At 61.9% G+C, this 13,760-nt stretch carries 11 protein-coding genes; 10 read left to right on the plus strand and 1 reads right to left on the minus strand.

The window, feature by feature from the left end:
* The first annotated feature begins 191 nt into the window (after positions 1-191).
* From HMPREF9166_RS10020 to HMPREF9166_RS10065, 10 genes are all read left to right on the plus strand, one after another.
* Positions 192-2,135, plus strand: a complete 1,944-nt coding sequence (locus HMPREF9166_RS10020; protein ID WP_039981359.1) for an outer membrane protein assembly factor — start codon at positions 192-194, stop codon at positions 2,133-2,135.
* A complete protein-coding gene (locus tag HMPREF9166_RS10025; RefSeq protein WP_009753900.1) occupies positions 2,135-3,454 on the plus strand; it encodes a hypothetical protein in 1,320 nt (439 codons plus the stop codon). Before HMPREF9166_RS10020 ends, HMPREF9166_RS10025 begins: the two co-directional genes overlap by 1 nt.
* A gap of 30 nt (positions 3,455-3,484) precedes the next feature.
* Positions 3,485-4,438: a glycosyltransferase family 2 protein gene (locus HMPREF9166_RS10030; RefSeq protein WP_039981732.1), complete on the plus strand. Its 954-nt coding sequence runs from the start codon at positions 3,485-3,487 to the stop codon at positions 4,436-4,438.
* Entirely contained in the window at positions 4,431-5,882 is a 1,452-nt protein-coding gene (locus HMPREF9166_RS10035) for a glycosyltransferase family 39 protein (RefSeq protein WP_009753902.1), read from the plus strand. Before HMPREF9166_RS10030 ends, HMPREF9166_RS10035 begins: the two co-directional genes overlap by 8 nt.
* A gap of 183 nt (positions 5,883-6,065) precedes the next feature.
* On the plus strand, positions 6,066-6,767 hold the full coding sequence (locus HMPREF9166_RS10040) for a hypothetical protein (protein ID WP_009753903.1): 702 nt from the start codon (positions 6,066-6,068) through the stop codon (positions 6,765-6,767).
* A gap of 113 nt (positions 6,768-6,880) precedes the next feature.
* Positions 6,881-7,351: an OmpH family outer membrane protein gene (locus HMPREF9166_RS10045; RefSeq protein WP_009753904.1), complete on the plus strand. Its 471-nt coding sequence runs from the start codon at positions 6,881-6,883 to the stop codon at positions 7,349-7,351.
* Positions 7,352-7,535: 184 nt separating this feature from the next.
* Positions 7,536-8,597 carry a hypothetical protein gene (locus tag HMPREF9166_RS10050; protein ID WP_009753905.1) on the plus strand — a complete coding sequence of 354 codons (1,062 nt, stop codon included), beginning with the start codon at positions 7,536-7,538 and terminating at the stop codon, positions 8,595-8,597.
* A 14-nt stretch (positions 8,598-8,611) separates the two neighbouring features.
* Positions 8,612-9,043: an OmpH family outer membrane protein gene (locus HMPREF9166_RS10055; protein WP_039981361.1), complete on the plus strand. Its 432-nt coding sequence runs from the start codon at positions 8,612-8,614 to the stop codon at positions 9,041-9,043.
* An 11-nt stretch (positions 9,044-9,054) separates the two neighbouring features.
* The gene (gene lpxD / locus HMPREF9166_RS10060; protein WP_009753907.1) at positions 9,055-10,077 is read left to right on the plus strand and encodes a UDP-3-O-(3-hydroxymyristoyl)glucosamine N-acyltransferase; all 1,023 of its coding nucleotides are present in this window, start codon (positions 9,055-9,057) and stop codon (positions 10,075-10,077) included.
* Position 10,078: 1 nt separating this feature from the next.
* Entirely contained in the window at positions 10,079-10,948 is an 870-nt protein-coding gene (locus HMPREF9166_RS10065) for a lysophospholipid acyltransferase family protein (RefSeq protein WP_009753908.1), read from the plus strand.
* A gap of 211 nt (positions 10,949-11,159) precedes the next feature.
* Here the strand turns inward: HMPREF9166_RS10065 and HMPREF9166_RS10070 are convergent, their stop codons facing one another.
* Entirely contained in the window at positions 11,160-13,742 is a 2,583-nt protein-coding gene (locus HMPREF9166_RS10070) for a cell division FtsA domain-containing protein (RefSeq protein WP_039981363.1), read from the minus strand.
* Positions 13,743-13,760 lie beyond the last annotated feature (18 nt).

Genomic DNA, 13,760 nt, shown 5'->3' on the forward strand with positions numbered 1-13,760 from the left:
AAGCACTGATAAATTCAGCCGCGCCATCTTGACGCATCTTTTTTGCCCGCACTTCGGCGGAAAATCCTCCACAGAGCACCACTCTGCGTCCGGTTTTCCACCTCGTTCGGACGAAAAATCTACGCCAATCTGACGGACTTCATTTTATCAGCGATTCCTATCGCTTGCGTATGGTCTAGGAGGTTTCGCCTTTGAACAGCAAAAAGTACCGCAGACTTGCCCTTGCCGTCACACTTGGTATCGGTGTATCCGCATCCGCTCTGCCGCAGGGTCATGCCGCAGATGCGATGGATCATGAGAGTGCGGCGACCGCTGCGGAGATGGCGGGGACGAAGGCCCCCGTCCTGAGCAATACGCCGAAGGCCGCGCTGGAAGAAGCTCCGGTGCAGCAGGGTCCTGCCCTGACGGACAAGACGCCGCCGGCATCGACAGAGGCACGTGCGTCTGCGTGGGCAAGCACGCGTCCCAGTGAGGATGCTGTGGCACAGGGACTTGCGGCAGAGGTGGGCAAGACAGTCGTCGAGATCAACTTTGTGGGAGACTCTGAGGCGACGGAGAAGGCAGCGCATGAGGCGATTGCCATGCACGTCGGAGATGCTCTGGCGGAGGATGTGCTCGTCAAGGATCGCGACGCGATCTACGCGACGGGGTATTTTTACGATCTCTACCCTGTCTTTGAAGAGGTGCCCGAGGGCGTTGTACTGACCTATCACGTGCTGGAAAATCCGGTGCTGAAGGAAGTGCACATCGAGGGCAACACGGTCGAAAAGACGAAGGATCTCATGGATCTCGTGACCGTGCAGAAGGGGCAGCTGCTCAACGGGCGTACCCTGCAGGAGAATGTGCAGGCGATTCAGGAGAAGTACCGCGCGGACGGCTACATCCTCGCCAAGATCACAGATCTCAACATCGCGCAGGACGGGACGCTCACGATCCGCATCAGCGAGGGGACGCTGGAGGGCTATAAGGTCAAGGGCAACAAGAAGACCAAGGAGCGCGTCATCCTCCGCGAAATGCGCCAGAAGCCCGGCGAACCGTTCAACGCCAATCAGGCACGCCGCAGTATGCAGCGTGTCTACAACCTCGGTTTCTTCGAGGATGTCAACGTCAAGATGAATCCGGGCGTGGAGCCGAATGCGGTCGTCATGGAGATCGATGTCAAGGAGAAGCGCACGGGCTCGTTCGGCATCGGTGCGGGCTACTCGAGCTCCGACGGCATGGTCGGCATGGTGAGCATCAGCGACACGAATTTCCGCGGGATGGGCGACACCATCAGTCTCAGCTATGAGATGAGCGGTGACGATACGGATGCGCGCGGCTATACGTTTATGTATCGCCGCCCGTGGCTCGATAAGAAGGAAACGTCGGGGACGGTGCGTCTCTACAACCGCACCTACGAATACGACGACTACAACTCCAATGGCGACCATGTGGAGTCGTTCATGCGCAAATACTCGGGCGGCGAGCTCACCCTGAGCCGTCCGATGAGCGAGTACTCGACGAATTTCATCACGCTGAAGAACCGCAAGGATAAGTATGTCCGTCACACGGAGAACGGACTGGCAGGCGACCGCAGCCTCAACGCACCGTGGATCGGCAAGAATTTCGGCACGACGCGCAGCATTACGCTCGAGCACGTGACGGATACGCGCGACAATGTGTACGAGCCGACGACGGGTGCGCGCGCGTCGCTCTCGGCGGAGTTTGCAGGCTTTGGCGGAGACTTCAATTTCCAGAAATACACGATCAGCGATGCCCAGTACTTCAAGGTCGGACACGCACAGGTGCTCGTGGCGCGCGGGCAGTACGGGGTCGGCAACGGGTCGATCTCCGAGTACAATCAGTTCCGTCTCGGCGGACAGGATACGATCCGCGGCTACCGCGAGGATCAGTTCCGTGGCAACCGCATGGCGCTGCTCTCGCTTGAGTACCGCTTCCCAATCGTCTCCAAGGTGACGGGCGCGCTCTTCACGGACTACGGCGGGGCGTGGGATAGTGGCTTTGCGCCGGAGAATCTGCACGGCAGCGTCGGCGTCGGGCTCGGTCTCAACACGCCGATTGGTCCGCTGCGTCTGGACTACGGCCGTGGGTCGCAGGGCGGACGCGTCCACTTCCGCGTCGGCGGCACATTCTGATGCGGCAGGGCATCTCCCTGCTGTGCACTGTGCGTCTGTCGCTCGTGCTGCTTGGCATTCTTGCTGCATGCGCAATCGTTTCTCCTGTTTATGCCGCAGAGACCTCCCGCGTGGAGGAAACTGCGGCTATTGTCGTAGGAGATCAGCCGATCCCGCCCATTGTGCGTGCGCGCATGGAGCGCACGGTCGCTGCGATTGCGGCAGAGCGCATGGAGGGCCGGCGCACGGCGGACATCGCGGCCGGGGAGGAAGCGGAAATCATCGGGGCGGTGTTTGACCGTCTGCTCGTCGGCTACGCGGTGACACGCGTGACGGTGACGCCGGCGGTGCGGACGACGGTGGAGATTCACCTTGCTCCGTGGGCGGATACGATTCGGAGCGTTGCCGTTGTGTCCGAGGTGGAGGGCATGCCGCCCGCGATTGAGGCACTCGTGCGCACGGATCTCGCGGGGGCGGAGCGGGTGTTTTCCGATGCACTCGTCGGCCTGCCCGTCGCGGCAACGGACTGGGCATCGGGGGCACTGAAGCGTCAGCTTGCCGCCTATATGGAGGAGCATCTGCCCGAGTTCCGCGCGGACTACGATGTCGATGTGGCGCCGACGGCAACGGTGCGGCTGACGGTCTATCCGCGCCTGCCGGTCGTGCGGACGGTCGATCTCTCGATGCGCTCGGATACCGTTCCCAATGCCGCACTGCTTTCCCAGCGTACGGCAATGGAGACGGAGGTGAACCGCCTCGTCGGCGTGCCCGTCCCGTTCGTCGCGCGTCACCGTGCGGCGCTTGAGGAACGTCTCGGCACGCAGCTTGACGCCATGCCTGCCCTACGCAGTCTGCATCTCACGTCGCATGTGACGATCACGCCGGGCGAGCGGATGGCGGTCATGAGCCGCAGCGATACGACGCGCTACCGCCTGCGACTCACGGGCTGGCTCGATGTCGGGCGCAGTGCCAAGGACACCCATGGGGAGCGCCGCGATCTCCGTGCGCGGCTGCACGCAGGGCGGATGCTCAGTCCGCGCGATGAACTCTATGCGGAGATGGATGCCGCTCCAGAGGATGTGCGCTTTTCGTGGCGTGTCGGCTATGCCCGCACGCTGCTGTCGCGCCTCACGGGGGAACTGCGCTGGGATGTGACGGACGGCCGGTTCTCGGTGGCGGGCAGCTACGCTTTTCACCCGCGCTGGCTGCTCCGCTATGAGCATTGGACCGATGAGGGTACGGGCGAGTGGGAGCTGCGCTACAAGCTGCACGACTTCCTCAGCATCGCAGGGCTCATCGATCGGGACGATCGGTGGCTGCGTTTGATCGGGAATTTTTAGAAATTATCATAAGGGGACGTGGGAGACATCGTGAAACGCATTTCAATCGTCGTTCCGGTCTACAACGAGGAGGAGAACATCGCGCATTTTGCGGCGGCGGTGGAGGAGGTGATGGGGCGTCTGCCCTATGACTATGAGCTGCTCTTCATCGACGACGGTTCCTCCGACCGCAGCCGTGAGATCCTGCGCTCGTTGGGCGAGCAGGATGCCCGCATCGGCTCGATTTTTCTCGCACGCAACTATGGGCATCAGCTTGCTCTGACCTGCGGTATCGATCATGCGGACGGCGATGCGGTCATCACGATGGACGGGGATATGCAGCATCCGCCCGAGCTCCTGCCGCAGCTCCTCGAAAAGTGGGAGGAGGGCTTTGACATCGTGCAGACCGTGCGCCTGACGACGGAGGGGGTCTCCGTCTTTAAGCGCATGACCTCTACCTACTACTACCGTCTCCTGAACCTGCTGACGGATGTGGAGATTCAGGAGGGTGGATCGGATTTCCGCCTGATGGACCGCAAGGCGGTGCTCGCACTGCGCCGCTACCGCGAGCACGCGCGCTTTATCCGCGGCATCGTCTGCTCGCTCGGCTTTCGGCGGACGACGGTGGACTTCGTCGCGCAGGCGCGCTATGCGGGCAGCTCGAAGTTCTCGCTGCGGCGCATGATTTCGTTCGCCCTCGACGGCATCCTCGCCTACTCGGTGCAGCCGCTGCGCGCGGGGCTCTATGTGGGGCTGATGTCCGCGCTGCTGGCCGTGGTGCTCTTCCTCCACGTCCTCTTTGAGACGCTGCGCGGGGAGACTGTGCCGGGCTGGTCGACCATCGTCGTATGCAGCCTGTTCTTCGGCGGGATGCAGATGATGATGCTCGGCGTGTGCGGGGAGTATATCGCACGGATTTTGCAGGAGGTCAAGGATCGCCCGCTCTACTTGATTGCGTGTGACAACAGGCCACAGGCGGCGGAAAAGGAGGCGCACGATGGATGATCGGATGCGGCTGGGGGCGGTGCTGCTCTTTTTCACCGCCCTTTTTTTCTGGGGAAATGCAGCTCTTCCCGTGACGGCACCCGTCGAGGTGAACTACGCGCAGACGGCAAAGGAGATGCTCGCGGCGGGGAATTATCTCTCGCCGCAGATCTACGGAAATTACTGGTACGATAAACCCATCTTCTTCTACTGGGAACTGATCGCTGCGTTCTCCGTCTTCGGTGTGACGGACTTTGCCGCACGATTTTTCCCTGCGCTCTTTGCGTCGGCGGGACTGCTCCTCACCTACGCGCTCGCGCGGCGGCTCTATGATGCGCGGACGGCGTTCTGGTCGGTGGTCATTCTCGGCTCGTGCGTGCTCTATGGATTCCTTGCCAAACTCATCTTGACCGATCTGACGCTCTTCGTGTTCTTCGGCGGGACGCTCGGCGCGTTCTGCCTCGGCTATCGGGACGGGCGGCGCGGCTATTTCTATCTCGCCTATGCGTGTGCGGGGCTCGGCGTGCTGACGAAGGGGCCTGTCGGCTTTCTCCTGCCGGGGCTCGTGATCCTCGTCTATCTCGCTGTGCGTCGCGATCTGCGCGCGCTCGGACGGATCGCCCTGCCGACGGGGCTGCTCGTGCTCGCAGCAGTCTGTGCGCCGTGGTACATCTATATGTATTTGGCGCATGGGGCAGACTTTGTGAACACCTTCCTCGGGATTCACAATGTCCTGCGTGCAACGGTCTCAGAGCACGCGCAGTGGAATGTGTGGTACTTCTATCTCGGTATCTACTTCCTCGGGATGTTCCCGTGGAGTTTTGCCCTGCCGCTCGCGCTTCTGCGGGCGTGGCGCACACGTCCCGTTCTCGATGCGGGGACGCAGTTTCTCCTCGTCTGGGCGATCGTCGTGTCCGTGTTTTTTCAGCTCATGGCGACGAAGTACCCAACCTACAGTTTTCCCGCCTTCCTGCCGACGGCGATCCTGACGGCACATCTCCTTCGCGAGAATACGCGCGTGCTGCGTGCGGGGGCGCTCCTCGGCGGCGTGCTCTATCTCGCCGTCGTGTTCGGCGCTGTGCACTATGCGCCGCGCGACGGGCATTTCAGCGGCAAGGCGGCGGCGGAACTCCTCATGCAGACGATGCAGGAGGAGGATCTCCTCGTCTCCTGCGGCGACTATACGGCGACGGTTCCCTACTACACGGGACATCCGATGTACGCGCTCGCGACGCGTGAGGAGATCGCCGCGCGTGCGCCGAAGGCGATGAGCTGGAACAGCAAGAATGTCATGCCGTTCCTCCCCCTCGACGAACTGCCGCAGGACCGGACGGTGTACCTCGTCGTGGAGCGGCACGCCTTCGCCACGTTCGATGAGACGATGGCAGACGGACGATGGGAGCTGCTCGGCACGATGCCGACGGAGGGCCGTGAGAAACTGCGCGTCTATCGGCGCGTACCGTAATCCTCTCTTCCCCGTGCGGCACTGGAACGAAAGCCGCGGCATGGTGGTGGCACATGCGCGAGCACAGCTTTTGACAGAGAGCCTTCGTCGGGGACGCCTTGAATGTTGGCGTCGATTGGTGTATGATAGGATATAGTGATTTTGCCGCCGGGGGCGGCTTGGTGGAGAAAGAGGGAGAGTACTATGCTGAATAGGAAGAAAATCGGACTTGCCGTGGCGGCCGTCGCCGCATCGGCGGTTCTCGCCGCGGGCTGCGGCAGCCAGCAGACCGCAAACCGTGCATCGATTAACGGCGCACTGCAGGGGGAGCGCGACCATCAGGAGGTCATCACGGCGGATAACTTCGATTCGATCGCGCCGGGCTCCAGCGTCGCCGATGTCGCTGCACTCTACGGCAAGGAGGGCAAGCTCATCCATCAGAGCATCGTCAACGGTATCTATACCTATACCTATCGCTGGCAGAACGGTACGTACAAGGTGGTGGACTGCACCTTTACGGGAAACAACTGCCTGAACGATCCGCTCAGCGGACTCCGCCTGACGCGCAAGGAGCTGCGTGCCTCTGACGCCATTGCTGAGGGCTCGGTCAGCAGCCCTGTGACGAAGGATGCGTGCCGCGATCTCAGCTACGGCATGAGCCTTGCGGAGGCGCAGGCAGTGCTCGGTGGGGTCGGTGAGCAGATCGGCTGGGATGTTATGCCGGGACAGGAGACGGTGACCTACGGATGGCCGATTCGTGACGGCTATGTCGCACGTCTGCGCTTCCAGAACGATGTCCTGGTTGATGTCAACCTCGGTACCGGCATCACGCTCGTGGCGATGGATCCCGCTCTCTCGAACGTGCGTCTCGACCCCACGCTGGTTGGCTATCGCGTTGTCAAGTAACAGGATGCGTATTTTATCAGCAAATCTTCATTGAACTATTGTACGCTCTTTGCTATAATGGGGGCGTTCGGTCGAAGGATTGAACATCTTTAGGAGAAAAGGAGAATTCATTCATGATCAAACTCGAACAGAAGCAGGTTAAGATTATCAGCATCCTCATCGCGGTTGTCTTTGTCGGCTCGGTTGTCGCGCTTGCACTGACGCAGAGTGGCTCGGGCATCGCCTCGGCGGCGTCGTCCTCCGTTGGCGTTGTGGACTACCGTCAGGTCGGCAGCCAGCATCCGCAGCTCGCTGCAGCGAACGCCGAGATGCAGAAGGCGTCGCAGGAGGCACAGGCGGATTTTGAGACGAAGTCTGCATCGATGAACGATCAGGAGAAGTCGGATTACTATCAGCAGACGATGCAGCGCCTCCAGCAGAAGAATGAGGAGCTGATGGAGCCGATCGAGAACAGCATTCAGGATGCCGTTAAGAAGGTCGCCGAGAAGAAGGGGCTTTCCGTCGTCATCGAGAAGGGTGCTGTCGTCTATGGCGGACAGGACGTGACGCAGGACGTCATCAAGGAACTGGGCAGCAGCAAGTAAATCGCCGCGACCAGCTATATGTAGCGGACAGAACGATGCCCGGTACATTTTAGGAATCACTGATAAAAGGAAGTCCCTCGGACTGGCGTAAAAGAAGCGTCGGGATGCTGTGACGGATTTTATCAGTGATTCCTTTGTATGAAGTCGCTGTTTCATATGGCAATTTCGTCACGGAGGGAGATGCATGGAGCTCTGGAAGACGCGGCGCAGAGAGATTCTGGCAGGGGGCATCGTGCTCCTCGTGATTGCCGCCGTGTGCTATTTCCTGCCCGCGCAGGAGCAGCCCCGTGCGGCGGAGGATATTGCCGTCATGCGCATCTCCGAGGTGCTCGCTGCGCATCCCTCCTATGCGCGCCTAATGGAACTGCGCGCCGAGGAGGCGACCCTTGCTCTTGCGGTGAGGGATGTCCCGGAGGTGTTTTCTCTGACGCCGCCGGCAGCGGACGATGAACCGTTTCAGGACTCCATCTGGCAGAAGAATGCGCAGACCGTGATCGGCGCACGCGTAGAGCTTGAGCGTGAGCGCAAACGCCTGACCGAGGTCTACCGCAAACAGACAGAGGACGACTACGAGCGGCGGAAGAAGCAGATCGACGACGAGTATCAAAATGCGATCACAAACATCAACCTGAAGATCGATAATCAGCGCGCGATGCACGGGCCGCGCGTCTCTGAGGATGAACTGGCGCAGGAGCGTGCAGGGCTTGAGGCGCAGCGTGAGGCGTTGCGGCAGGAGCGCGGCGCACGTCAGGCGGAGCTCTACCGCACATGGCAGGAGGAGATCCGCGCCCGCGTCGCCGCGCGCATCGAGCCGCAGCAGGCGACGTGGACGGCAAAGGCAAAGGCAACCATCGACGCACAGAAGGCGGAGGCGGATCGCCAGAAGGCGGAGGCGGAGGAACGCAACGCCGCTGCGATGGAACGCGCTGCAAAGGCGCAGGACGCACATGCCGCCGCCGCGAGGCGCGCGGCGCGCCTGGCGCAGGTGCGCCGCGATGCAGATGCGCTCGAGGAAGCCATCTGGCGGGATGTGCGCAGCCGTGCGGCAAAGATCGCACTGATGCAGCACCTTTCCCTCATCCTCACCGCCCCGCAGGCGGACGATGCGGCGCATCTCGCTCCCGCACGCCCCTTCGTTCAGCGTCGCTATATGCCGCCCGTTACAGCGGATGCGGCACGGGATGTGACGGCAGATATGGTGCGTGAGATGCAGAGCATTACGACGGAACAGACAACGCGGGAATGAAAGGATATGGATCGATGAAGTATTTAAATAAAGCAGCGGCAGCGCTCCTCCTCGTGGGCAGTACGGTACTGGCGGGCTGCGGTCAGGTGCACGTCGGCACCGTTGACCGTGCGCGCGTCCAGGAGGAAGCTCCGCAGCTGAAGAGTGTGGTCGACGAGGCGAACACGAAGCTCATGGAGGCGCAGCAGGACGCACAGAGCAAGTTCACCGCGAATCCGAACATGACGGCGGAGGAGTCGCAGCAGCTCCAGATGGATACCCAGCGCAAGATGGCGGGGCTGCAGCAGATGTATAGCATCCAGCTCGAACAGAAGCTGAACGCCGCAATGCAGGATATTGTCAAGGAGAAGAAGCTGGACGTCGTCCTAGATAGCTCGAAGAAGTATCCGAGCGTCCTCTCGGGCGGCGTGGACGTCACGGATGAAGTCATCGGCAAACTCCAGTAAGAGGGTAGGGCATGGAAAAGACAGTCAATGAGATCGCACAGCTTGTCGGCGGAACGGTCGGCAGCGGCGGCAGCACGGTCGTTCATCGGCTCGCTTCGCTGGACGAGGCGGGGGCGGGGGATCTCGCCTTTGCCGTTCCACCCCACATCGACGCGGCGCGCGCCGTATCTGCGGCGGCGCTCCTTCTGCCGACGGGAACGGAGGGCTTTTCGTGCCCGCATATCTTCGTCGATGATCCGAAGGCGGCGTTTGCACGTCTCCTCATGATCTTTACCCCTGCCATCGAACACGCTGCCGGGGTCAGTGACGAGGCGTATATCGGTGCAGATGTGCGCATCGGCACGGGAGTGACGGTGCTGCCCTTTGCCTATGTGGACGATCATGCGGTGCTCGGCGACGGTGTGATGATCTATCCGCATGCCTATGTGGGGCAGTACAGTGTGATCGGCGATCATACGGTGCTCTATTCGAATGCAGTCGTGCGCGAGCACTGCCGCATCGGTGCGCGCTGCACGATCCACAGCTGCGCCGTAATCGGGGCGGACGGGTTCGGCTTTACGACCGAGGCGGGGGTGCATACCAAGGTGCCGCAGGTCGGCGGCGTCGTCGTGGAGGACGACGTGGAGATTGGCGCTCATGTCGGAATCGACCGCGCTACCCTCGGGGCAACGGTGATCGGCAAGGGGACGAAGATCGACAACCTCGTCCACATCGGGCATAACTGCCGCATCGGAGAGAACTGCCTCATCGTCGCGCAGACGGGGATCTCCGGCTCGACCAAGGTCGGACATAACGTCACCTTTGGCGGGCAGGTCGGAACGGTCGGACATATCTCCATCGGCGCGAACTCCGTCTATGCGGCGCGCTCCGGCATCATCGGCGATATGCCTGAGGGGGTGTTCTGTGCGGGCTTCCCCGTTCAGTCCCACGCTGAGTGGCTGCGCGTACAGGCGGCGATGCGCCGTCTGCCCGAGATGGTGAAGAAGGTCAAAGTCCTCGAAAAGACCATCGAAGAACTGCGCGGAAAGAGCTGAGATGCTGTCTTACTGGGCGGTCAAACTTCTCAGTCATTTCGTCTGCCTCCTGTCGCACCGCGCCGCCATGATGATCGGCGCGGGACTGGCGCGCCTCCTTTGGCCGTTTATCCCCGCGCGGCGCAAGCGGCTCGCGCAGACGCAGATCGAGCGCTGCCTTCACGTATCGACCGCAGAGGCAGAGCGCATCGCGCGGGAGAGTACGCTGCGCTTTGGACCGATGCTGATGGAGGTGCTGCGCTTTCCCGTCCTGCGCCGTCATATTGAGGACTACGTGACGATTACGGGGGCGCTGGATACGATGCGCGCGGCACTGGCGCAGGGCGAGGGAGCAATCATTGCAACCTCGCACAGCGGCAACTGGGAGCTTATGGGCGGTGCGCTTGCCTTGGCAGGACTGCCGATTGTCGGCGTGGCAAAACGGCAGAGTGCAGCGGGGATGGATCGCTTCATCAATGAGTACCGCATGCTTGTCGGGATGCACGTCACCTATCGTTCAAGCGTGCGTGAGATGTTCCGCATGATCGATCAGGGCTGGATCATCGGGCTGCTCAGCGATCAGGATCCGTCGCGCCGCGACGGCGTCGTCGTCGATTTCTTCGGACAGGAGACGAATGCCTTTACGGGGGCGGCGGCGATTGCGCGCCGCTGCAGTGTGCCAATTTTCCCCGTCTTTATGCACCGCCGCGCGGACGGACATCATGAGCTTACCATCGAGAAACCGCTCTATGTGGAAAAGACAGATGACCGCGCTGCCGACGTCCTGCGTGTGACGCAGGAGGTGAGTGCGCACATCGAGGCGTGGATTCGCCGCTATCCCGACGAGTGGTTCTGGCTGCATGATCGCTGGAAGTCCATGCGGGAGAAATAAAAAAGGGCTCTGCATATCCCCCCATTGGCTTCCTGCGCTCGCCACTCCCCCGTCAAAGGGAAAGCGAATATACCGTTATCCTAAGCCTTCCCCGTGGTCACGGGGAAGGGGGACCGCGCAAGCGGTGGAAGGGGCACAAAGAAGTGGCTGTTGCACGAAGTTCGCGACTTCGTGCAACAGCCACTTTTCTATATGTTCAATCCATCATCGATCAATCGTAGCGCATCAGCGACTCTACGGTGATCGCTGTGCCTGTGTGCGGTGCCTCTTGAGCGCTTGGTGTTGTCGTATTCTGTGGGGATGGCGGAACGCTTTGATCCCCAGTATTGGCGGCCGGCACAGTGCCGCTCTCCGTCGTTTCGGTCGATGCGTCGAAGAGCGCCGACCCATCCGCGGCCTGTGCCGCACGCGCTGCGATCCCCGAGAGGATCGTGCTCGCTGCGGGAGCAGCGGGATCATCGGCGGGTTTTCCCGTCGTCGCAGAGGCGGATGCAGACGATGTGGGCGGTGCATCAATCGGCGTGAGTACGACCTCCAGCGTGTCCCCTGTGTGGATGGGGCTCGTGAAGTCCGCACGTACCCCGTTGACGAGAATTGCGAAGGTGACGCGGCTGGTCGCGGGCGGCGGGGTAAAGCCAACGGCGAGCAGCGCCTCGCTGACGTTCGCCGTCCCCCGTCCTTTCTGATAGGCGATGATAGCACCGTCCTCGACGATGGTGCCAGGCGATGCCTCACGCCCGTTGATGGTGAGTACCTGCCCCGCCGCGGGAATGCTATGCTCCTTCCCTTCGTAGGTGATGGTCGCATACGAGGCCAGCGAGGAGAGATCGAGCACGGTCTCGAGCGTCGGGATGGCAGTCTCCTCGTAGTCGATGACATCGCCCTCACGCAGGATGGTGGAGAGCGCGGCGGGCGCATCGTTCAGCGTGATTTTCGGGAGGGCGGAGAAGCGGCGTGCCTCCCCGTTCAGCGTGTAGGAGATGCGTCGTCCCGTCGGCGGGAGATGCGCTGCGCGCAGCACCTCACCGAGGGTGCGGTCGCGGCGCGAGACGACGGTGTCGCCGTCTCGCAGAATCGGGTCGCCCTCAGGCACGGCGTCGTTGATGAGAATGCTCGCGGGGACGGAGGTCTCCTCTCCGTTGAGCACGACATTGTAGCCACTCGTGCTGCCGATCACGTCGCTGAGACGCACGGTCGGCTGGGTTCCGTTCTCCCCTGCGACGAGCTTGATGCGGCAGTCGTCGTGAATGGGGGAGTCGAGGCTCGCGCTCTTGCCGTCGATGGTGATCTGGGCGAGCGTTCCCATCGTCCCCGGAAAGCTCCGCCGCTCGCTGTTCACGGTCAGCATCAGCCCCATGCCGGGACGTCCGTTGTACTTGCGCAGGCTGATGCCCGCCGCGAGGAGGGCGTCGGAGACGTTGAGCTCGCGGAAGTTGAAGAGACTGTACTCGATGTCGTTGATCCAGACCGCGAGGAAATGTAGTGTGTTGATCGAAGCGATCTTCAGGATGCCGAGCGGCGTGACTGCGTCGGGGGCGCGCAGCTCCTCGGGCAGATCGGCGACGCCGTCCACCGTGTCGGGATGACGCACGGCGACGCGGCCGGCGGGGATGCCGAGAGCCTCTGCTACGAGCTCCGTCATCATCGGCGTGCGTGCACCGCCGCCGACCAGCATGACCGCCTGCGGCGGTTCGCCGTTCAGTTCGAGGATCTGCTTGCCGATCGCGTTCGCGAGATGTTCGACCCCGGGTTTTATGGCGGCGAGCACCTGATCGGCGGTGAGCGAGAGCTTCATGCCGAGAATGTCGGTAAAGGAGACGTCCTGCCCATCTGCCGCCTTGCGCTTGATGTCCTCGGCGATGTTGAAGTCGAGGAGGTACTCACGCGAGATGGACTCGGTGATCTCGTCGCCTGCCATCGGAACCATGCCGTAGGCGATGACTGAGCCGTTGCGCGTGATGGCGACGTCCGATGTGCCCGCGCCGATATCGACGAGCACGAGATTCAGATGGCGCATCGTCGGTGGGATGAGGACGTTGATGCCCGCAATCGGCTCGAGCGTGAGGGCGCGCATCTCGAGGTGCGTCTCGCGCAGTGCCGACTGCATGGAGTCCACGACTTGCCGCGGCAGAAAGGTTGCAATGACGGTCGCCGTCGCCTTGCGCCCGCGCTGCCCGATGAGCGTCTTGAGCTCGTTGCCGTCGAGCGTATAGCGGATCGTGCTGTAGCCGACGCAGTAGTAACGCGTTGGATCATCGACCGTGTGGGAGTGAGCCAGTTTTTTCTGTGCCTCCTGCACGCCTGCAAAGTCGAGGTCGCGCTGCTGTGCAGGTGTAATCGTGCCCGTGAAGTCCTGCTCGGCATCCGCTGTCATCGTGTAGAGGGCACGTCCTGCCGCTGCCACGGCGGCACTGGTCAACGGCCCTGTACGCTCCATGAGGCGGTGCTTGACCTCGCGGATGATGGCAGCGACCTGCGGCACATCGTGAATCTGCCCGTCAAGCATGGCACGCGTGCGGTGCTCGAGGCGGTCGGTCGCTAGGATGTGCAGCAGTCCGTCACGCTGTTCAGCGACAATGCCGATCACGCTGCGCGTCCCGATATCGAGCGCGAAGACCAGCTCCTTCGGACGCTCGCGGCGTGTCGGTGCGGTCTGTTCGGTTTTCTTCGGACGACCGCGCTTCTTCGCCGCCGTTTCCGTTCCCTCCTGCACGCGCTTTTTTGGGCGGCCGCGCCGCTTTGCGGGTGCAGATGCGGCGGCGGAATCTTCGTTCGTTGTATCCAGATCCGACATTTCGATCTCCCTTGTCAA

Source organism: Selenomonas sp. oral taxon 149 str. 67H29BP, assembly GCF_000146365.1.
In the GTDB taxonomy this organism is placed as follows: domain Bacteria; phylum Bacillota; class Negativicutes; order Selenomonadales; family Selenomonadaceae; genus Centipeda; species Centipeda felix.